The organism is Actinobacillus suis ATCC 33415, assembly GCF_000739435.1.
Lineage (GTDB): Bacteria > Pseudomonadota > Gammaproteobacteria > Enterobacterales > Pasteurellaceae > Actinobacillus > Actinobacillus suis.
In genome coordinates, this window is record NZ_CP009159.1 from 687,957 (window position 1) to 707,413 (window position 19,457).

22 protein-coding genes and 1 riboswitch are annotated in these 19,457 nt (G+C 39.5%); of the genes, 8 read left to right on the plus strand and 14 right to left on the minus strand.

Going from position 1 to position 19,457, the window contains the following annotated elements:
• Positions 1-84 precede the first annotated feature (84 nt).
• A complete protein-coding gene (gene pmbA, locus ASU1_RS03230) occupies positions 85-1,434 on the plus strand; it encodes a metalloprotease PmbA (protein WP_014991427.1) in 1,350 nt (449 codons plus the stop codon).
• Positions 1,435-1,714: 280 nt separating this feature from the next.
• On the opposite strand, the gene ilvN is transcribed toward pmbA, so the two are convergent.
• The 5 genes from ilvN to ASU1_RS03255 all read right to left on the minus strand — a co-directional run bounded on the left by ilvN (position 1,715) and on the right by ASU1_RS03255 (position 5,963).
• Positions 1,715-2,206, minus strand: coding sequence for an acetolactate synthase small subunit (gene ilvN / locus ASU1_RS03235; RefSeq protein WP_005622980.1), 492 nt, complete (start codon positions 2,204-2,206; stop codon positions 1,715-1,717).
• Positions 2,199-3,923, minus strand: a complete 1,725-nt coding sequence (locus ASU1_RS03240; protein WP_014991428.1) for an acetolactate synthase 3 large subunit — start codon at positions 3,921-3,923, stop codon at positions 2,199-2,201. The genes ilvN and ASU1_RS03240 overlap by 8 nt, the downstream gene beginning before the upstream one ends.
• A 312-nt stretch (positions 3,924-4,235) precedes the next feature.
• Positions 4,236-4,952, minus strand: coding sequence for a carbonate dehydratase (can, locus tag ASU1_RS03245; RefSeq protein WP_014991429.1), 717 nt, complete (start codon positions 4,950-4,952; stop codon positions 4,236-4,238).
• A gap of 121 nt (positions 4,953-5,073) precedes the next feature.
• On the minus strand, positions 5,074-5,280 hold the full coding sequence (gene cspD / locus ASU1_RS03250) for a cold shock domain-containing protein CspD (protein WP_014991430.1): 207 nt from the start codon (positions 5,278-5,280) through the stop codon (positions 5,074-5,076).
• Between the two features lie 110 nt (positions 5,281-5,390).
• Positions 5,391-5,963 (minus strand): YceB family lipoprotein, encoded by a 573-nt coding sequence (locus ASU1_RS03255; RefSeq protein WP_014991431.1) that lies wholly within the window; start codon positions 5,961-5,963, stop codon positions 5,391-5,393.
• A 116-nt stretch (positions 5,964-6,079) separates the two neighbouring features.
• Between ASU1_RS03255 and ASU1_RS12090 the strand changes: the two genes are divergently transcribed.
• From ASU1_RS12090 to ASU1_RS03270, 4 genes are all read left to right on the plus strand, one after another.
• On the plus strand, positions 6,080-6,214 hold the full coding sequence (locus tag ASU1_RS12090) for a hypothetical protein (RefSeq protein WP_018651957.1): 135 nt from the start codon (positions 6,080-6,082) through the stop codon (positions 6,212-6,214).
• Positions 6,215-6,285: 71 nt separating this feature from the next.
• Positions 6,286-7,434: a tRNA guanosine(34) transglycosylase Tgt gene (tgt, locus tag ASU1_RS03260; protein ID WP_014991432.1), complete on the plus strand. Its 1,149-nt coding sequence runs from the start codon at positions 6,286-6,288 to the stop codon at positions 7,432-7,434.
• A gap of 71 nt (positions 7,435-7,505) precedes the next feature.
• Positions 7,506-8,024 carry a hemerythrin domain-containing protein gene (locus tag ASU1_RS03265; protein ID WP_014991433.1) on the plus strand — a complete coding sequence of 173 codons (519 nt, stop codon included), beginning with the start codon at positions 7,506-7,508 and terminating at the stop codon, positions 8,022-8,024.
• 7 nt (positions 8,025-8,031) lie between these two features.
• Entirely contained in the window at positions 8,032-8,253 is a 222-nt protein-coding gene (locus ASU1_RS03270) for a sulfurtransferase TusA family protein (RefSeq protein ID WP_014991434.1), read from the plus strand.
• A gap of 65 nt (positions 8,254-8,318) precedes the next feature.
• Here the strand turns inward: ASU1_RS03270 and ASU1_RS03275 are convergent, their stop codons facing one another.
• The 7 genes from ASU1_RS03275 to ASU1_RS03305 all read right to left on the minus strand — a co-directional run bounded on the left by ASU1_RS03275 (position 8,319) and on the right by ASU1_RS03305 (position 14,731).
• A complete protein-coding gene (locus ASU1_RS03275) occupies positions 8,319-8,924 on the minus strand; it encodes a TIGR04211 family SH3 domain-containing protein (protein ID WP_014991435.1) in 606 nt (201 codons plus the stop codon).
• 67 nt (positions 8,925-8,991) lie between these two features.
• A complete protein-coding gene (locus ASU1_RS03280; protein ID WP_014991436.1) occupies positions 8,992-10,254 on the minus strand; it encodes an inorganic phosphate transporter in 1,263 nt (420 codons plus the stop codon).
• A gap of 16 nt (positions 10,255-10,270) precedes the next feature.
• The gene (locus ASU1_RS03285) at positions 10,271-10,951 is read right to left on the minus strand and encodes a TIGR00153 family protein (RefSeq protein WP_014991437.1); all 681 of its coding nucleotides are present in this window, start codon (positions 10,949-10,951) and stop codon (positions 10,271-10,273) included.
• Between the two features lie 172 nt (positions 10,952-11,123).
• Positions 11,124-11,882, minus strand: a complete 759-nt coding sequence (locus ASU1_RS03290) for an iron ABC transporter ATP-binding protein (protein ID WP_014991438.1) — start codon at positions 11,880-11,882, stop codon at positions 11,124-11,126.
• Positions 11,883-11,884: 2 nt separating this feature from the next.
• Positions 11,885-12,829: an iron chelate uptake ABC transporter family permease subunit gene (locus ASU1_RS03295; protein WP_014991439.1), complete on the minus strand. Its 945-nt coding sequence runs from the start codon at positions 12,827-12,829 to the stop codon at positions 11,885-11,887.
• Positions 12,822-13,775, minus strand: a complete 954-nt coding sequence (locus ASU1_RS03300; RefSeq protein WP_014991440.1) for an ABC transporter permease — start codon at positions 13,773-13,775, stop codon at positions 12,822-12,824. The genes ASU1_RS03295 and ASU1_RS03300 overlap by 8 nt, the downstream gene beginning before the upstream one ends.
• Positions 13,776-13,822: 47 nt before the next feature.
• Positions 13,823-14,731 (minus strand): siderophore ABC transporter substrate-binding protein, encoded by a 909-nt coding sequence (locus tag ASU1_RS03305; protein WP_014991441.1) that lies wholly within the window; start codon positions 14,729-14,731, stop codon positions 13,823-13,825.
• A gap of 191 nt (positions 14,732-14,922) precedes the next feature.
• Here ASU1_RS03305 and ASU1_RS03310 point away from each other — a divergent pair, with 191 nt between their 5' ends.
• The 3 genes from ASU1_RS03310 to nrdR are packed head-to-tail and all read left to right on the plus strand — an operon-like array spanning position 14,923 to position 17,112.
• Positions 14,923-16,386 carry a replicative DNA helicase gene (locus tag ASU1_RS03310; protein ID WP_014991442.1) on the plus strand — a complete coding sequence of 488 codons (1,464 nt, stop codon included), beginning with the start codon at positions 14,923-14,925 and terminating at the stop codon, positions 16,384-16,386.
• The gene (locus tag ASU1_RS03315; protein ID WP_014991443.1) at positions 16,376-16,663 is read left to right on the plus strand and encodes a YcgL domain-containing protein; all 288 of its coding nucleotides are present in this window, start codon (positions 16,376-16,378) and stop codon (positions 16,661-16,663) included. Before ASU1_RS03310 ends, ASU1_RS03315 begins: the two co-directional genes overlap by 11 nt.
• Positions 16,663-17,112 (plus strand): transcriptional regulator NrdR, encoded by a 450-nt coding sequence (gene nrdR, locus ASU1_RS03320; protein ID WP_005622941.1) that lies wholly within the window; start codon positions 16,663-16,665, stop codon positions 17,110-17,112. Before ASU1_RS03315 ends, nrdR begins: the two co-directional genes overlap by 1 nt.
• Positions 17,113-17,213: 101 nt before the next feature.
• Here nrdR and lysC read toward each other — a convergent pair whose 3' ends face one another.
• Positions 17,214-18,566 (minus strand): lysine-sensitive aspartokinase 3, encoded by a 1,353-nt coding sequence (lysC, locus tag ASU1_RS03325; protein ID WP_014991444.1) that lies wholly within the window; start codon positions 18,564-18,566, stop codon positions 17,214-17,216.
• 99 nt (positions 18,567-18,665) lie between these two features.
• Positions 18,666-18,849: riboswitch (Lysine riboswitch) on the minus strand.
• A 212-nt stretch (positions 18,850-19,061) separates the two neighbouring features.
• On the minus strand, positions 19,062-19,397 hold the full coding sequence (locus tag ASU1_RS03330) for a DUF496 family protein (RefSeq protein ID WP_014991445.1): 336 nt from the start codon (positions 19,395-19,397) through the stop codon (positions 19,062-19,064).
• Positions 19,398-19,457: the final 60 nt, after the last annotated feature.

The following is a 19,457-nucleotide window of genomic DNA, read 5'->3' on the forward strand; positions in this document are numbered from 1 at the left end:
ATACCATATTCTAACAGAAATTTAAGGTAGAATATATGCATCGTACTCAGCCATTTTTAATTATCAATTTTAAGCTAACAAATCATGTCATTAACAACAAAACAAGATCTCCAAAAACAAGAGCAAGAACTTCGTCAAGCGGTTGAATTTGCCCTTAATTTTGCAAAAAATTCAGGGGCAGAAGCGGAAGTCGGAGTAACAAAAGTTGCCGGACTTTCGGCTTCAACCCGTTTAGAACAAACAGAGAATATCGAATTTAACAATGACGGTTCGCTCGGCATTTCGGTATATGTCGGGAAACGTAAGGGCAATGCGTCAACCTCGGATTTACAACCACAGTCTATTCAACGTGCGGTCGAATCTGCATTAGCAATTGCCAAGTATACTTCAGAAGATGAGTGTGCAGGTTTAGCTGATAAAGAGATGATGGCATTTGATGCACCGGATTTAGAGCTTTATCACCAAGCGGATATTTCAGTTGAACAAGCGGTTGAACTAGCTTTAGAAGCGGAGCATCATGCACTAAATGCAGACGAGAAAATTGTGAATAGCGAAGGAGCAACTTTTAATTCGCATAGTGGTGTACGTGTGTATGGTAACACGCACGGTATGTTACAAAGTTATCTTTCAAGTCGCTATTCGCTTTCTTGTAGTGTAATTTCTGCCTATGAAGATCAGTTGGAACGTGATTATGAATACACGATTTCACGTGAGTTCGACAAATTACAATCGCCGGAATGGGTTGGTCGTCAAGCAGCGTTTAAAGCGGTTGATCGCTTAAATCCGCAAAAGATCAAAACCTGTGAAGTGCCGGTAATTTTTTACAACGATGTAGCAACCGGTTTAATCGGGCATTTAGCCGGTGCAATTAGTGGCGGTGCCTTATATCGTAAATCAAGTTTCTTATTAGATAAGTTAGGTACACAAATTTTACCAAGTTGGTTTGCAATTTCTGAACGCCCACATTTATTACGCCAATTAGCTTCATCCGCTTTCGACAGTGAAGGGGTTATTACCCAAGATAGAGAAATTATTACTGATGGTGTATTGCAAACTTATCTGATGACCAGCTATTCGGCACGTAAGATGGGCTTAAAAACGACTGGACACGCAGGCGGTATCCATAACTGGTTAGTCAAACCAAATCGAACAGGCGGTTTAGACTCGCTTCTAAAAGAGATGGGAACCGGTTTATTGGTGACTGAATTTTTAGGATCAGCGATTAATGCGGTAACCGGCGAGTATTCACGCGGAGCAGCAGGTTTTTGGGTTGAAAACGGCGAGATTCAGTATCCGGTAGCGGAAATTACCATTGCCGGTCAGTTACAAGAAATGTATAAAAATTTAGTCGCAGTTGCTGATGATATTGAGCATCGCTCTAATATTCAAACCGGTTCGATTTTATTAGATAAGATGAAAATTTCCGGCGAATAAAAAATTTACACTATTTGAGAATAATTCTTATTGACATTAACGAGTCTATTACCTACAATAGACCCTGTTACATTTTAGGGTAATGTAACACTGCTAAATAACTTTATCGTCATCTGAAGTTATAAAGCAATTAGGGTAAAAGTAAATTCGTTAGGTCAAAATAGCTAGTCCGTAAGGGCTAGCTATTTTTTTATGTTAAATTTTGCAAAAATTTTGACAAATTTGACCGCTTGTATTACAAGCAAAAGAAAAGGCGAACTTTTGTTCGCCTTGTAAAAAATTATAAACAGTTCTTATCGCCACGAGAAAGACTAATAACGCCTGAGCGTACAATTTCAACTACGGTCGTTTCTTGTTTTACCGCTTCAATAAAGGCATTCAGCTTTTCACTGGTACCGGATAACTGAATGGTGTAGAGCTTCGGCGTAATATCTACGATTTGCCCTCGGAAGATATCCGCCATACGTTTTAATTCATCACGAGCTGAACCTGTTGCTCTCACTTTCAACAATAACACTTCACGTTCAATGTGTTCGGTAGGACTTAAATTTGATACCTTGAATACATCAATCAGTTTATGTAATTGTTTTTCGATCTGCTCAAGCACGTTTTCGTCTCCTTGAGCAACAATCGTCATACGAGAAAGTGTTTCATCGTCAGTCGGTGCAACGGTTAAACTTTCGATATTAAACCCACGTTGAGAAAAAAGACCTACCACACGGGATAATGCACCCGATTCGTTTTCGAGTAATACTGATAATGTTCTACGCATCTGTTCTCTCCGTTTTGCTTAAAATCATCTCATTCATTGCACCGCCACGAATTTGCATTGGGTAAACGTGTTCGGTTTCATCTACTTTTACATCGACAAACACTAATTTGTCTTTGATGGCAAAAGCTTGGGTGAGTTTTTCTTCCAATTCGCTAGGGTGATCAATCGTAATACCGATATGACCGTAAGCTTCAGCTAATTTTGCGAAATCAGGTAATGAATTCATATAAACTTGCGAATGTCGACCTGAATAAATCAAGTCTTGCCACTGTTTTACCATACCTAAGAAGCGGTTATTTAAACTCACAATCACAACCGGTGTGCCATATTGTTTTGCGGTTGAAAGTTCTTGGATATTCATTTGGATTGAACCGTCACCGGTGACACATACCACGGTGGCTTCCGGATGGGCAAATTTTACACCGATTGCAGCCGGTAAGCCGAATCCCATTGTGCCGGCACCACCTGAATTAATCCAACGGCGAGGTTGTTCAAACGGGTAGTGAAGAGCGGCAAACATTTGGTGTTGACCAACATCTGAAGCAACATAGGCATCACCTTTGGTGATTTGATGAATTAATCGGATCACTTGTTGCGGCTTGATTACATCATTACTTTCTTCAAAGTTTAAACATTGGCGTGCTTTCCATTCATTAATTTGTTGCCACCAAGCGGTCAAATCTGCCTGATTTTTTGCAAGATTTTCTTCTTCCAACAAGCTGAGGAATTCTTCTAATACATTTTTCGCACTACCTACGATCGGAATATAAGCTGGTACGGTTTTTGAAATAGAAGCCGGATCGATATCAACGTGAATGACTTTTGCATTCGGGCAATATTTTGCCAGATTATTCGTAGTACGGTCATCAAAACGCACACCGATACCAAGAATTAAATCACTCTCGTGCATCGCATTATTCGCTTCATAAGTACCGTGCATACCGAGCATTCCTAAGAATTGTTTATTCGAAGCTGGGAAAGCGCCTAATCCCATTAATGAACTGGTAACCGGCAAGTTTAATTTAGTGGCAAAATCGGTCAGTTGTGGCGCACATTCCGCCGAAATTATCCCGCCACCGATATATAACACTGGTTTTTTCGCCACTAATAACGCTTTTAATGCTTTTTTAATTTGGCCTTTATGACCTTGTACGGTCGGGTTATATGAGCGTAATGAAACCTCTTTCGGATATTCATAGGTAAATTTATTTGCCGGATTAACCATATCTTTTGGAATATCAATTAATACCGGGCCCGGGCGACCGGTTGACGCAATATAAAAGGCTTTTTTGATAGTCGACGGGATATCTTCCGGATTTTTGATCATAAAGCTATGCTTCACCACAGGGCGTGAAATGCCTAGCATATCGCATTCTTGGAACGCATCACTACCGATTAAACCGGAAGGTACCTGACCGGTTAAGATCACAAGCGGTACAGAGTCTGCATAAGCGGTGGCAATACCGGTAATCGCATTGGTTGCTCCGGGGCCGGAAGTGACTAACACACAGCCGACTTTACCGGTTGAACGGGCATAGCCGTCAGCCATGTGTACCGCAGCTTGCTCATGGCGGACGAGAACGTGATTAATATTATCAAGTGTATGAATGGCATCATAAATATCTAATACCGAGCCGCCCGGATAGCCGAAAACGTATTCTACGCCTTCGTCTTTCAAGGATTGAACAACCATTTCTGCTCCGGAAAGTTTTTTCATTGAATCCTCCAACGATTTTTTAAGTGAAATATTGTGTTTGCTTTATATGTGAATGGATTTTGCTAAAAAATAAAATATTTGTCTAGAGGTGAGAAAGTGTTCTAAAAGGTGATTGACCAGTTTAATATGCTTTATATTTAAAATATTTGGGATTTTATAAAATGAAAAGGCGATTTTTTCTAAAAAAAGATATTTTTAACCAAATTTTATAAAATGAAGAGAATTAAATCTTTTTTTGCGAAGATAAGTAAAAATACTCGGAATAGGTAGGAAAGAAAAATAGTGTGAATATGTCACACTATTTCAAGCATTTTAATCAAAGTAAGCGTTTTCGAGTTGATCCGCTTGTTCGGGTTGCTTATTTGCGATCATTTCTTCCACTTCGGTAGTAAGTTTTGCAATCGCATTGCGGTAGGTTATTTCAAGCGTTTCGGTGCTAGTAGCAATTACACCTTGATCGTTTAAGAAACCGTCATTTACATCATATACCCAACCGTGAATAGACAGTTTTTTACCTCGGCTCCATGCCGCCGTAACAATAGAACTCCGTCCTAAATTATAAACTTGCTCGGCAACATTTAAACGGGTCAGCATATTGGCGCGTTGTTCTGAAGGGAGATTACCAAGCAAATAGCTGTGTTTGAACCAGAGATCACGGATGTGCAAGAGCCAATTGCTGATTAAGCCATAATCTTCAACCGTTCCCATCGCCGCTTTAATACCGCCACAATTGGTATGGCCACAAATAATGATATGTTCGATATCTAATACATCAACCGCATACTGCACGACAGAAAGACAATTTAGATCGGTATGAATAACTAAGTTTGCTACATTTCGGTGAACAAAGAGTTCACCGGGGCCTAAGCCAGTTAATTTTTCTGCGGGAACACGGCTATCAGAACATCCAATCCAAAGGTAAGTCGGCTTTTGGTGTTCGGCAAGCTGTTTAAAGTAATCTGATTGCTCATCTTTCATCTTGGTTGCCCAGGCATGGTTGTTGGCAAACAGTTGTTCGATTTGTTTCATCATGTTCCTTAATCTTGTTATCAAATTGTTAGACATTCTAGCATAAAGCCATGCAAAATAAAAAAGCGGTTGAATTTACAAGATTTTTTGCAAATTCAACCGCTTATTATTGATTTTGTCGCTATTCTACTAACGTAATTTTGGCCGCTGATGCACCACGTTCACCGTTAATGAGTTCAAACTTTACTTTTTGTCCGACTTTGAGTGAACGATAGCCTTCACTCTGAATTTCTGAAAAATGGGCAAAAATATCACCTTCAAAAGATTCGCAAGTAATAAACCCAAAACCTTTTGTATTGTTGAACCATTTCACGATGCCAATTTCCATAATAATAATCTCCTGTCCTATGGCGTTAATAATACATCGTAAATTTTAGTCAAAAATGTCATAGGAGCAACGAGCAATCTTCAAAAATTAGCACTAGATCACAAAATTTCTTAAAAGACAGAGGTTTCTAGCTTTAATACGCCTTTTTCTACTACGATCGCTTTACCAAATTTTTTCACTAGCGCTTCTTTAGCTTTACTTTCATCTAAGGTGTAAACCGGCGTGTTATTTAGAATATTAGCTAAACCATCCATTAACATCGGCAGGAAAATTTGTAAGTCGTCTTGGTACTTTTCCGGAGTAGCGGAATAGTTCAGCAATCGAACGTCTTTTAAATATAATGCGCCTTGTTGCGGATCGTAAAAGGGGGTCGTATCCATATTCAAATAAATTTTCGCATCGTATTTTTTACCTTTCGCTTGCAAGATGCCGTCAATGATGCCGGAAACTGCGACTTTTTTCTCATCGGTTTGCCCGATTTGGGTAGCAAGGTTGTAAAGGTGATAGTCTAATTGAAAGAGGCCGGGAATACCGACTTTATCCTTTAATGGAATTTTTTCGGCTAAACGAGTTTCGAGATATTGGTTAATTTCTTGTTGGCTAATGCTAAATGCCTGTACATTACTGATAAGCGATAGCAGCAATAATGTACCAGTGAGTAAATATTTAAACGCTTTTTTCATCATACTTCCTTCTGTTCAAGATAGCTTATTCTAGTTTTGTTAATTGAAAAAGAGTAGAATAACACTCTTTTAGTTTGGATCGGACTATAACAATTCCGTTCAATGAAGGAAACAAAATGATTAAAAAAATTATCATTTGCCTCTGCGCTTTTGCTTTAGCTAGTTGTGCGGTTGGCGGTAGCGCAAGTGTTGGTGGCGGTTCAAATGGTGTTGGTGCGGGTTTCAGTTTAGGAACGGGGATCCGCTTTTAATTTGCAAATAATAAGTGGAATATGACCGCTTATTGATGTGTTTATAGACTGTTTATCTATAAGGAATTTTGATGAAATATGAATTAAAAAACACGAGTGGCAATGCTCGTCGTGGTCGTTTGACCTTTTCTCGCCCGAAAGGCGAATATGTGGTGGAAACACCGGCATTTATGCCGGTTGGTACATACGGCACGGTAAAAGGGATGACGCCGGAAGAGGTAGCGGCGACCGGCGCACAAATTTTATTAGGCAATACTTTCCATCTATGGTTACGTCCGGGGCAAGAAGTGATGAAATCACACGGTGATTTACATGACTTTATGCAATGGCACGGTCCGATTTTAACCGACTCAGGCGGTTTCCAAGTGTTCAGCCTAGGTAAATTACGAAAAATCAAAGAAGAAGGTGTAACTTTCCAAAATCCGATCAGTGGTGAGAAAATTTTCCTTTCGCCGGAAAAATCGATGGAAATCCAATACGATCTCGGTTCGGATATCGTGATGATCTTTGATGAATGTACCCCATATCCGGCCACTTTTGATTACGCAAAAAACTCAATGGAAATGTCATTACGTTGGGCGAAACGTAGCCGTGATCGTTTTGATGAGTTACAAAATCCACGTGCGTTATTTGGTATCGTACAAGGCGGTACTTACGAAGAATTGCGTAAGATTTCAGTTGAAGGCTTGGTGAATATCGGCTTTGATGGTTATGCGGTCGGCGGTTTAGCGGTGGGCGAGCCGAAAGAGGAAATGCACCGTATTCTTGAATTTACGACACCATTATTACCGCAAGATAAACCTCGTTATTTAATGGGTGTAGGTAAACCGGAAGACTTAGTTGAAGGTGTACGTCGTGGTATTGATATGTTCGACTGCGTAATGCCGACACGTAATGCACGTAACGGTCATTTATTTGTTAGCAATGGTATTGTGAAAATCCGTAATGCGAAATACAAAACCGATACGACACCGTTAGATCCGGGATGTGATTGCTACACCTGTAAAAACTATACGAAGGCTTATTTGTATCATTTAGATAAATGCGGTGAAATTTTAGGTGCGCGTTTAAATACGATTCATAACTTACGCTATTATCAACGCTTAATGGCACAGATTCGCCAAGCGATTGAGGAAGATCGCTTTGATGATTTTGTGGTTGAATTTTATGCCAAAATTGGTAAAGAAGTTCCACCATTACAATCGGAAGTGAATAAGTAATTTAAATTTATTGCGGCACAAGTTTAGGCTTGTGCCTTTTTCTCGACTATTTATTGCATATAGAGGTGATTATGCAACAGCTGGAACCACAACAATTCGCAAGTTGGGCAGAACCGATAGATATGTTGTATGCTTGTCATAGCAAGGTGAAGCGTTTTTGCAAACAGCTACAAATTTTACCTGAATATTTGGCAAAAAACGGGGTAAATCAAGCGGTTAAAAATGATGTACAGCAAATTCTTAATTATTTTAATCTTTCCGCTCCGTTGCATCATGAAGATGAAGAGTGTGATTTTTTCCCCGCATTACTTCAAGTGCAACCGCAAGCGCAAGCAGAAGTGGATGAACTGGAAAGCCAACATGAAGTGTTGCATCAAAATTGGGCATTACTTTCTGCGCAGTTAGAAGCGTTAGTCGCAGGTGAGCGTAATGAAGTAGATCCTGAACTCATTGCACGTTTTATCGCAGGATATGATGTTCATATTGCGATTGAAGAACCATTATTCGAATTAGGGCGCTCGCACTTAGCACAATCAGAATTGGAGAAGATGGGAAAAGTCATGGCGGATCGCCGAAAAACATCGCCATAGAAGCTAAATGAATCTATATCAATTAGACTTAATGGTATATAGCTGCCCATTGCCGCTATTAATGGCGAAAAAAGCATTAGCGCAATTACCTCAGCATGCCACTCTAGTCATTTCTCTCAATATGGCGAGCAGTGCGGATGATTTTGAGTTGCTGTGTGAACAATATGGATATCAGTGGTTGGATTGTCAGCATGACGGGACAAGACAAGTTATTACGATAAAAAAATAAGCGGTCTATTTTTGCAAAAATTTTACCAAAATAGACCGCTTGTTTATTTTATTGCTTGCCGCTTTTTAAGACCAACCGTTATTACGTCTGCGACGGGGTAGAATAAATGGAATCAGTAGGCCAAGTACTAAGCCAGCAGCCAATACAGAACCGCCATAAATAAACCACTGAATTACGATCTCACGTTTTTCAGAATCATGCATTGTTTCTAAGTCACGATTCTTATTTTTCAATACTTCCAACTCACGTTTAAGTTGTGCATTTTGATCAAGTAATTCACTGCTTTGTTGTTCAGATTGCTGACTGCGACGTTGCATTTCAACGGTACGTTGTTGCCAGTCGCTGTCAATTTTGCCTAATTTGGCACTTAAATCTTGAACTTGTTGCTGTAGCTGTGGGATTAAGTCTTTTGGACTTGCTGTTTGGGAAATTTCTGAAGCAAGTACCCAGCCTTCACGATTTTTGCTATCACGAATAAGCACAAAGCGATCTTTACGGTCTAATACCGTTACTTTCTCACCCGCTTGAATAGCTCCTGAGATTTTATATTGATCGCCTGCCCCTTTACGCATATAAGTACTGAGGTTTTCAGTAATATAATCTGCTGAAAAAGCAGGAAGAGAGGCTCCGAGTAATAAACAAGCGAGTAGGGTCGACTTTCGTTTTAGCATAATCGATGTTCCTTTTAGTCAGTAAAAAGGAAAAGCACAACGATGTACTTTTCCCAGAGTTAAAAAATTAATAGAAAATCGCTAATAGAATTTCATAAATCACAATAGCGATAATTGCGCCAGCAGGTAATGTTATTACCCACGAAGCAACGATATTACGAATAATACCTAAGTTTAATGCTGCAATACCGCGAGCAAAGCCCACACCTAAAATTGCACCAACAATTGTCTGTGTGGTTGAAATCGGTAATCCGGTACCAGATGCGATAACCACAGTAGTTGCACAAGCAAATTCAGCTGAGAATCCACGGCTTGGTGTTAAGTCGGTAATACCGGTACCCATTGTACCCATTACTTTGTAGCCCATGATAAGCATACCAGCAGCAATACCTGCAGCACCTAAAGGTAAGATCCACGGCGCCAATGCCGCTTTACCACTCACCATACCGCCACTTTCTACGATTGATACCACCGCTGAAAGAGGACCTACAGCATTTGCAACGTCATTCGAACCATGTGCGAATGCCATTGAACAAGCGGTTAATAACATTAAGATACTAAATACTTTTTCTACACCACCGAATGCCGCTCCTTGAGCGCGTTTTGCAAATGCTTCGCTACGGAAGTAGAAGTAACAAGCAACAACGGCAACCGCAGCGATAGCTGAAGAGATTAACACGGTTTCCGTAGTGGTTAAGTGTAAACCAACGTGCTTCAGACCTTTAGTCATGGTAACGATACTTAAAATAAAAGCGGTTAACGCCATATAGAAAGGACCGTATTTTTGCGCATTTTTCATTGGCTCAGCCGTATCGAAGATCAACTTCTGTGTACTGGTGAAAATCCAGTAAGCAACGATACCGGCAATAACTGGTGTAATAAACCAGCTACCTACGATTCCACCTAATTGTCCCCATTGTACAGCCTCACTACCTACGGTTAAGCAACCGAAACCGATAATTGCACCGATGATTGCATGGGTAGTAGATACCGGCCAACCCATTTTTGATGCGATTAATAACCAAAAACCGGCAGCAAAAAGCGCAGACATCATACCTAATACTAAAACATCCGGCTTATCGGCAAAAAGTGAAACGTCAATAATACCGCTTTTAATTGTTTCGGTTACCTCACCGCCGGCAAGGTAAGCACCGGCAAATTCAAAGACCATTGCAATAATAATTGCTTGGCGTGCAGTGATCGTACCTGAACCTACAGACGTACCCATTGCATTAGATACGTCATTGGCACCGATACCAAAAGCCATAAAAAAACCAAAAAGGGCAGTAATAATGACTAACGTAGAGCCATATTCTTGAAGTAATTCCATTAGAATCTCCTTAATATTATGCTTTGGCCAGCATTAGCTCGATACGCGATCCTACACGTTGAGCTTGGTCAGCTAAAATGCTAACTCGTTCAATACATTTATATAAAAACATTACATCAATCGGGTTGAGGTCATTTTCAACGGTTCTTAATGTACGGCGCAATACGATTTGAAGCTGATCGGTATCGTCTTCAATTTGATCTAGTTCTAAAATCATATTGTTTACAAATTTTAATTCACGACCGCGAAAGCCTGTCTCTAATAGCTCGTCTAATTCAGCAAGTACTTTGCGCACTTGACGAGTGGAATCAAGGCTACGAGAAAGAAACTGCTTGAAAGGTTCTTGCATCGGCTCAGGAATCACTAATTGACGGCCGATGATACGGCCAGAAATATCTCTTGAGTAATTTGCTACTTTATCTAATTGAGTAACTAACTCTAACAAGTCGGTTCGTTCTACCGGTAAGAATAAACCGCGAGGAAGTTTCAAACGGATTTCACGTTTTAAAGCATCTGCACGACGCTCTAAATCAATAATTTGCTCACGTACTTCAGCTGCCTTTTCCCAATCTTTTTGGAAAGTTGCTGCAAAGAACGGTTCGAGAAGTTCACTACATTCAGTCACTTTTACAGACAGTTTTTGTAGTGGTTTAAGTGGCGATTGTGCGAATAAACCTAAAATGTTATTCATTGCCATAGGGATATCTCCATTGTGATTAAATTTACTCAATTTTGTACAAGACAAAATCTTTTTTATTTTACTTTATACAAGCTAAAAGATCACTGGAAAATAGAAAAATAAGCGGTCTAATTTGTAAGATTTTTTACCAATTAAACCGCTTGAAATATATTTATTAAAATTTAATCAATTAAATATGGTGAACAACTAAGCGTTTGCCATTATGCTCAAGGACTTCCGCATCTAGATTAAATACAGTTTTTAAATTCTCTGGCGTAATAATTTCCTCTGGTGAACCGGTCATAATAATTTCACCGTCCTTCATTGCCACAATAGTATCAGCATAAGCTGCCGCCATATTGATATCATGTACAACCATTATTGTAGTCAGTTGTAATTCATCAGTGAGTTTGCGTAGTAAGCGCATTAATTCTCTGGCATGGAACATATCCAAATTATTTAATGGTTCATCAAGTAAAACATGCTGTGTTTGTTGGCAGAATGTCATAGCAATTAAAGCTCTTTGACGCTGACCTCCGGAGAGTTCGTTTAAAAAGCGATCTTTAAGTTGCTCAAGTTCGAAACGTTGTAACGCTTCTTTAACCACCTGTTTATCCTGCTCACAGATTTTTCCTTGGTGATGCGGGTAACGACCGAACATTAATAAATCTTGTACGGTGATACGGCTATGAATAACGTTATCTTGTGTCAAAATTGCTAATTGTTGAGCAATTTTGCGTGAATCCGTTTCAGTAATATTGTAATCATTTAGCCAAATTTGCCCATTTTGAATATTTTGTAAACGGGCAATTAGAGAAAGAAGTGTTGATTTACCAGCACCATTTGCGCCGATAAGGGCAGTAATTCCACCATTAGGAATATGTAAATTGATATTATTTAAAATGGTAGAATTTCCAATTTTATGAGAAATATTTTTAATATCGATCATCGTTATTTCTTTTGTTTTAACATTAAATAAATGAATACTACGCCGCCGAAAAATTCGATGACTACACTAAGCACCCCTTGCATCCCTAGCAGTTGTTCGAAAACCGCTTGTCCTAGCACTAATGTTGTTGCAGAGATCAAGAATGTTAGCGGAATACGTACGCTGTGAGCGATAACTGGGCTAAGCGCATTAACAATTGCACAGACCAATAAGCCTAAAAATAGGATTGGACCGACTAATGCGGTTGAAACGGAAACCAGCAATGCGCAGCATACAAGCAGTTGGCGAGAAAACTTATGGTAATTGATCCCTAAGTTGATCGCTCGATCTCGCCCGAGCAGTAATACATCAAGTTTATGACGTTGCTGCCAAATCCATAATGCGGAGAATATCGCAATAGCTACACCAATCCATAATAATGTCGGATTGACATTATTAAAACTGGCAAAAGATGAGCCTTGTGCAACGGCGAATTCTTCGGGGTCGATCATCCGTTGTAACAAGTTATTCAAGCTTCTAAACAGCACACCAAAAATCACACCGACTAGAATCATTCGGGTTAGATCATTATGTTCTTTAGTGAGCGTTTTAAATAATAAAAGTGAGCCGCATAACATCAGCATGCTTTCGAAAGCAAATTTATTTGCAATATCTAATTGTGTAAAGCCAATACCACCAAAGATAAAGATCAATATGGTTTGAGTAAGCAAATAAAGCGAATCGAATCCTAGAATGCTGGGCGTGAGAACCGGGTTATTTGTCAATGTTTGGAATAATAATGTTGATATACCGATCGTATAAGCAATCGTTAAAAGCAACAAAAGTTTTTTCCCTCTAAATGGCAAGATAAAATCCCAATTGCCATTAGCATTGAACGTCATAAAAAATAACGTACTTGCAGCTAAGATAAGCCCTAATAAAATAAGTAAAGATGTAGATTTACGCATGACGCTTCCCTCTAAATAATAAATAGAGGAATACAACAGTACCGCAAATACCGAAAATAGTGGAAATCGGTACTTCATAAGGGGCATTAATAACTCTGCCAATGATGTCACAAACTAATACAAGATTCGCACCAAGTAATACGACCGCGGGGAGATTTTTACGCAATCTATCACCTGCTAGACGAGAGACAATATTTGGTACGACTAAACCGATAAAGGGAATTTGCCCGATGGTCACAACAACAACTGCCGTAATAAGTGCAACAGTAATTAAGGCAAGCCATGTCATTCGGCGATAATTAATACCAAGGCTAGTGCTAATATTGTGTCCTAGTCCGGTAATACTCAGTTGATCCGCCATGATATAGATCACGATAGAGAGTGCGGCAGTAAGCCATAATAGTTCATAGCGACCGGCTAAAACTCCGGAAAAATCACCGGAAAACCAAATAGATAAAAGTTGTAATGAGTCGGTTTCGTAAGCGATAAAGGTCGTAATTGCTTCAATAATATTGCCGAATACAATACCGATTAGTGGCACCATGAGTTTTTGATGAGGGGGAAGATTACGTAGCAACAGCATAAAAATGCCCATACCGATTAATGCGCAACAAGTGGCAAACGACATTTTCGCGACAAGTGGAGCGGCAGGAAAAATCAGACTGATAGCTAATACACCAAGAGCGGCACTTTGGCTTGCTCCAATCATACTCGGTTCAATAAAACGATTTTTTAAAACGATTTGTAATACCATGCCAGCAACACTTAAAGTTGCACCGACTAATATAATGGCAAGGGTACGAGGAAGACGACTGATAAAAAACAGTTGTGTTTGTTCTGGATCAGATAATAAAGCCGACCAATGAAAGTCGGCTACACCCACAGACATACTCAGTAAACTGAGAATTAAAAGCGAAAAAAAACTAAATTGAGTAAGTGAAAACATAGATTAGTTAAAATTATCGCCCTCACTAATGTGAGGGCGTGGTGAACTTATTTAGAAAATGCTTTTTTAATATTGATTAAATCGGTACGCATTTGTTCAATACCACCAGCTGCTAAGTAAGCCGCACTGCTTAAATAAACAATTTGGCCATTTTTCCAAGCTTTAGTTTGATGCACAAGTTCGTTATCTAAAATTTCTTGCGCTGTTTTACCTTCTTCTCCGATGGCTGCTGTGCGGTCAAGAACGAATAGCCAGTCAGGATTGATTTTCTGTAAAAATTCATGCGAAATAGGTTCACCGTGGCTTGTGCCTTTTTTATGTACATCTGCTTTAGCAAGTGGAATGCCAAGCGCTGAATGTACCCAACCTAAGCGACCTTTCTCACCAAAAGCTGACATTTTTCCGCCATTTACAATAATAATCAAGCCATTTCCTTTACCTTTTACTGCTGCTTGAGTTTCTTTTAATAACGCTTCAATTTCAGTTTTATATTCATTAGCTTTATATTGTTTAGCAAATAATTTACCTAAGCTGTCCAGATTTGCTAAACCGGCTGCAATGGTATTCAATTCAGGATTTGGAGTTAAGTCAATAGCGTTCGCAATAGCTTTCACATCGTCTAATTTTTTGGCAGAGCGAGTAGCAACAATGATTAAATCTGGTTTTAAGCTGTTTAATGTTTCTAGGTTAGGTTCAAAAACCGTACCGATATTGGTAGCTTGTGCTACTGCAGGTTTTAAGTACGGTAATGTTTTAGCAACATCAGGCGCGCCAGCTACGTCGACTCCTAAATGTTGTAAAATATCAATGGTTGCTGCATCAAAAACTGCGACTTTATGAGGTGTTTGTGTAAAGGTAACTTCTCCGCGAGCGGTTGGAATTGTTACATCTTTTGCAAATGCTGAAGTAGTTAATGCGGCTGCAAGAGTTAAAGTAAAGAATGCTTTTTTTAACATAGATCCTTCCTGTTTAAAAGTATAGCTGTAAGTGAAAATTATTCTCAATGATTTTAACCGTATTTTCAATGATGTAAAGAGACTTTCATCAATAATCTGCTTGAATTTGATTAAAAATTGCAAATTTCAATTTAGGTGAATTTCCGTTAAACTAATCATTTATATCATTTGTCACGTAGAGTTTTAATAAAATGGCTGAGTACACTCCATCAAACAAAGAAAGCGCAAGAGATAAACAAGTCGAGCAAATTGCCATTTCACCTCATTCTATTGAGGCGGAACAGGCAGTATTAGGTGGTATTATGCTAAGCAATGACCATTGGGATAATGTTGCCGAGCGTGTACAACCGACAGATTTTTATAACTATGCGCATCGGACTATTTTTGAGCAAATGGTGGAGTTGGTGCGTAATAATCAGCCGATTGATATCATCACCTTAGACCAAGCCTTAAAAGATAAAGGGGTATTACAGGACGTTGGTGGCTTCGCTTATTTAGCCGAGCTTTCTAAAAATACACCAAGTGCAGCCAATATTCTTGCTTATGCGGATATTGTGCGTGACCGTTCCGATTTGCGTGGTGTGATTACGGCAGGTAATCAAATTGCTGAGATGGCGTATCATACGAAAGGCAGAAATGCAAAAGAAGTCTTAGATGAAGCGGAACGTATCGTATTTGAAATTGCCGAAAAACGTAATACCAGCAATGAAGGCCCGCAAAAAATTGATGACATCTTAATTAATACGCTTACTCGTATTGAAATGCTTTCAAAAAACCGCAACAATGGCGGGGTAACAGGTGTTTCAACCGGTTTCATTGATTTAAATAAAAAGACCGCAGGTTTACAGCCCTCGGATTTAATTATCGTTGCGGCACGTCCGTCAATGGGTAAAACCACGTTTGCAATGAACTTATGCGAAAATGCTTCGTTAGTAGATGTGGAAGATCCGAATGATTTGGATGAATACGGTAACCCTCGTAAGAAGCCGGCTAAACCGGTATTGATTTTCAGCCTTGAGATGCCGGCAGACCAAATTATGATGCGTATGTTAGCTTCGCTTTCTCGCGTAGATCAAACCAAGATCCGAACCGGACAGATTCATGACGATGAAGATTGGGCGAAAATATCCAGCACGATGGCAATTTTACAAGAGCGCAAAAATATCTATATCGATGACAGTTCCGGTTTAACACCAACCGAGTTACGTTCGCGTGCAAGACGAGTGTACCGTGAGAATGGTGGGTTAAGTATGATCATGGTGGATTATTTGCAGTTAATGCGTGCGCCGGCATTTTCCGATAACCGAACGCTTGAAATCGCTGAGATTTCCCGTTCTCTGAAGGCATTGGCAAAGGAATTACAAGTGCCGGTTGTGGCGCTTTCGCAGTTAAACCGAAGCTTGGAACAACGTGCCGATAAACGCCCGGTAAACTCGGACTTACGTGAATCCGGATCTATTGAACAAGATGCGGACTTAATTATGTTTATTTATCGTGATGAGGTGTATAACGATAATTCCGATTTAAAAGGGATTGCTGAAATTATTATCGGTAAGCAACGTAACGGCCCGATTGGACGAGTTCGTTTAACTTTCCAAGGTCAATATTCAAGATTTGATAACTATACAGGCGGAGCCTATGACGATGAGTACTAATCTTTGTGCAATTTATAAAAGCCCGAAAAGAGAAGGAATGTTTCTTTATGTAGCAAAGCGCGATCAGTTTGATAGCATACCTGAAACATTACGCCAAATGTTTGGTAAGCCGCAATTTGTGATGCTATTTAATTTAAATGGTGAAAAGCAACTCAAGCGGTCAAAAAACGAAGAAGTTTTGCAAGCGATCCAAACACAGGGCTTTTTCTTACAAATGCCACCGCCACCGGAGAATTTGTTAAAAACATTTATTGAACAAAATAGAGGAGAAGCGTAATGCGTTGTCCGTTTTGTGCTGCAGAGGATACAAAAGTTGTTGATTCACGTTTAGCAGCGGACGGTTACCAAATTCGCCGCCGTCGTGAATGTATTAGCTGTAAAGAGCGTTTTACGACTTTTGAATCGGCTGAATTGGTTGTGCCTTATATTGTGAAAAATAACGGCAACCGAGTGCCGTTTGATGCGAATAAGTTACGAGTCAGTCTAAGCCGAGCGTTAGAAAAGCGTCCGGTAAGTGCAGATGATCTTGAAAAAGCAATCAGTAAAATTATTATTCAGCTGCAATCGACCGGCGAACGAGAAGTCCCGAGTAAATTAGTGGGGAATCTCGCAATGGATGCCTTAAAACAGTTGGATAAGGTCGCTTATATTCGCTTTGCTTCGGTTTACCTTAGCTTTGATGATATTGAAGAGTTTACCCAAGAAATTGAAAAACTCAGAGAGTAGTAAAAATGCCACAATATTTGTTGTGGCATTTTTTATAACATAAATACAAGCGGTCGAATTTGTAAAAAATTTTGCAAATTTAACCGCTTGTTTAGTTGGGATTATTCGAATAAACCAGCGTGCAGTGAACGAACTACTTCATCCGCTTCTTCATTTTTCACTAGAGTACATACGTTATTTGTGCTTGCACCGTAGCTAATTAAACGGATATTGAAGTTTTCAATCGTATGGAATAACTGTTTCGCCACACCGGCTTGGGTATGCAAGTTGTTACCGATAATAGCAACAAGCGCCAGATTGTTTTCTACTTGTACGTGGCAATAAGCGTTTAATTCATCCAGTAACTCTTTGGATAACATATCTGCACCGGATGATGCAGAACCAGTCTTATCTAAAGTTAGTGCAACGCTGACTTCCGATGTAGTAATTACATCTACCGAAATTTTGTGTTTTGCTAAAATAGCGAATACGTTAGCTAAAAAGCCTTGAGCGTGGAGCATTGAAAGGCTAGAAAGCGTTAATAAAGTTTGGTTACGACGTAACGCAATTGCACGGAAAGTCGGGCGAGGTTGTGGATCACGCGTTACCCAAGTACCGCCTTGTTCCGGCGCTTTACTTGAACCGACATATACCGGAATGTTGCTACGTACAGCCGGTAATAAGGTCGCAGGATGTAGAACTTTTGCACCGAATGTTGCCATTTCCGCCGCTTCATTAAATGCCATGGTATCAATGCGTTGTGCATTTGGTACGACACGAGGATCGGTTGTGTAAATGCCCGGTACGTCCGTCCAAATTAAAACATCATTTGCATTTAGTACTTCTGCTAATAGTGCTGCAGAGTAGTCTGAACCGCCACGACCTAATGTGGTTGTTTTACCTTCATCATCTCGACCGATAAAGCCTTGGGTGATCATTACGTTACCTGCAGCAATTAACGGCTTAATTATTTCGTCAGATTGTTGTTGGGTCTTCTCATCATTTGGAGCAGCTTTTCCATAATTACTATTTGTCGCTACAACGTCACGCACATCCACCCATACTGCCGGGAAATTACGTTCTTTTAAAAGTTGAGTGAAAATTTTGGTCGACATCATTTCACCGTGACAGATTAATTCATCGGTTAAAGCGTTAGATGTCGCAAGGCTCGCGGATTCGGCTAATGCGCTGATATGCTGTAATAATTCGTCAATCTCAGCAGAAATTTCGCTTTGACTTTGTAGTTTTTCAATAATGTTATATTGAATTGTACGCACTGCATTTAAAATTTCGTCACGGCGTTCTTTTTCGCAACCGTTTGCCAATTCTACTAAATAATTAGTTACGCCAGCTGATGCAGAAAGTACCACAACACGTGTATTAGCGTCCGCTGTTACGATGTTTGCACAAGAAGTCATTGCTTCAAAATTAGCTACGCTAGTGCCACCAAATTTAGCAACCGAAAGATGAGACATAATAAGAATTTCCTATAAATCAAAAAATAATAGATGACGTTGTGTAGTGGATATTCGAAAGGAAATTTGAGTAGATTAGGCGGTTTGATTTAGGAACCAATTAATCAGAGCACTCCATTTAAACTTGTGTTAAATGACAGCTGATAGGATTCAACCTGACTCAGCCGATGTTCATTCCAGTCTAGTGAATTCACACCTCGGCAAGCACTCCCATCATTTAATCCTCAAACGGCCCTAGTTGCCTTGAATTAAACTGCCTGAGTGTTGCGCCTCTCCCGCAATGAATAAATTCATTACTTCTTTTCAAGAGCTGAAAAGCTTGTATAGAAATACCCTTTTATTAGAGGGGTGTCAAACGATATTTATTCTTAATGGAAAGAATGCTTAAGGAATGGGCTAATTTGAGGATAAATTTAGATAAAAATAAAAGAGGTCAGATCTTTAAACTTAATTTGTAAAAAATTAAGTGGATCTGACCGCTTTCAGGGAGATTAATTATTTCTCGTCTTTTACCGGAGCGGCACTTTTATGTGCAGCCATTTTTTGACGAATTTCACGGCGTTGTTTTGATAGTTCCGCATTGCGGATCATGTAATCATCAACACGGTTTTCATAGTCGTCACGCATATTAGCGATAATTGCTCGGATCTCTTCAACGGTCATTGAATCATTGATGTATTGATTTAAATTATCTAATAACAATACACGTTTTTGGTTATCACGGATTTTACGATCATTATCCGCAGTTTCACGATGTAATTTATTTTTTAAACGATAAAGATGAACATAATCCAACATATCTTGGAACGCTTGTTTTTTTACATCAGCCATTTGAGAACCCTCTTGGTTAGTGAAAATAAATCTGTATAAATCCTAGACCTTTTAAACAAA

Coding starts and splice junctions, on each gene's coding strand:
- can (WP_014991429.1), bottom strand. CDS start 4,952: ATGAAACAAATCGAACAACTGTTTGCCAACAACCATGCCTGGGCAACC.
- ASU1_RS03300 (WP_014991440.1), bottom strand. CDS start 13,775: ATGTTTTCACTTACTCAATTTAGTTTTTTTTCGCTTTTAATTCTCAGT.
- ASU1_RS03265 (WP_014991433.1), top strand. CDS start 7,506: ATGCAACAGCTGGAACCACAACAATTCGCAAGTTGGGCAGAACCGATA.
- cspD (WP_014991430.1), bottom strand. CDS start 5,280: ATGGAAATTGGCATCGTGAAATGGTTCAACAATACAAAAGGTTTTGGG.
- ASU1_RS03290 (WP_014991438.1), bottom strand. CDS start 11,882: ATGATCGATATTAAAAATATTTCTCATAAAATTGGAAATTCTACCATT.
- ASU1_RS03285 (WP_014991437.1), bottom strand. CDS start 10,951: ATGGCAATGAATAACATTTTAGGTTTATTCGCACAATCGCCACTTAAA.
- ASU1_RS03280 (WP_014991436.1), bottom strand. CDS start 10,254: ATGGAATTACTTCAAGAATATGGCTCTACGTTAGTCATTATTACTGCC.
- tgt (WP_014991432.1), top strand. CDS start 6,286: ATGAAATATGAATTAAAAAACACGAGTGGCAATGCTCGTCGTGGTCGT.
- nrdR (WP_005622941.1), top strand. CDS start 16,663: ATGCGTTGTCCGTTTTGTGCTGCAGAGGATACAAAAGTTGTTGATTCA.
- ilvN (WP_005622980.1), bottom strand. CDS start 2,206: ATGCGTAGAACATTATCAGTATTACTCGAAAACGAATCGGGTGCATTA.
- lysC (WP_014991444.1), bottom strand. CDS start 18,566: ATGTCTCATCTTTCGGTTGCTAAATTTGGTGGCACTAGCGTAGCTAAT.
- ASU1_RS03330 (WP_014991445.1), bottom strand. CDS start 19,397: ATGGCTGATGTAAAAAAACAAGCGTTCCAAGATATGTTGGATTATGTT.
- ASU1_RS12090 (WP_018651957.1), top strand. CDS start 6,080: ATGATTAAAAAAATTATCATTTGCCTCTGCGCTTTTGCTTTAGCTAGT.
- ASU1_RS03310 (WP_014991442.1), top strand. CDS start 14,923: ATGGCTGAGTACACTCCATCAAACAAAGAAAGCGCAAGAGATAAACAA.
- pmbA (WP_014991427.1), top strand. CDS start 85: ATGTCATTAACAACAAAACAAGATCTCCAAAAACAAGAGCAAGAACTT.
- ASU1_RS03315 (WP_014991443.1), top strand. CDS start 16,376: ATGAGTACTAATCTTTGTGCAATTTATAAAAGCCCGAAAAGAGAAGGA.
- ASU1_RS03240 (WP_014991428.1), bottom strand. CDS start 3,923: ATGAAAAAACTTTCCGGAGCAGAAATGGTTGTTCAATCCTTGAAAGAC.
- ASU1_RS03255 (WP_014991431.1), bottom strand. CDS start 5,963: ATGAAAAAAGCGTTTAAATATTTACTCACTGGTACATTATTGCTGCTA.
- ASU1_RS03270 (WP_014991434.1), top strand. CDS start 8,032: ATGAATCTATATCAATTAGACTTAATGGTATATAGCTGCCCATTGCCG.
- ASU1_RS03275 (WP_014991435.1), bottom strand. CDS start 8,924: ATGCTAAAACGAAAGTCGACCCTACTCGCTTGTTTATTACTCGGAGCC.
- ASU1_RS03305 (WP_014991441.1), bottom strand. CDS start 14,731: ATGTTAAAAAAAGCATTCTTTACTTTAACTCTTGCAGCCGCATTAACT.
- ASU1_RS03295 (WP_014991439.1), bottom strand. CDS start 12,829: ATGCGTAAATCTACATCTTTACTTATTTTATTAGGGCTTATCTTAGCT.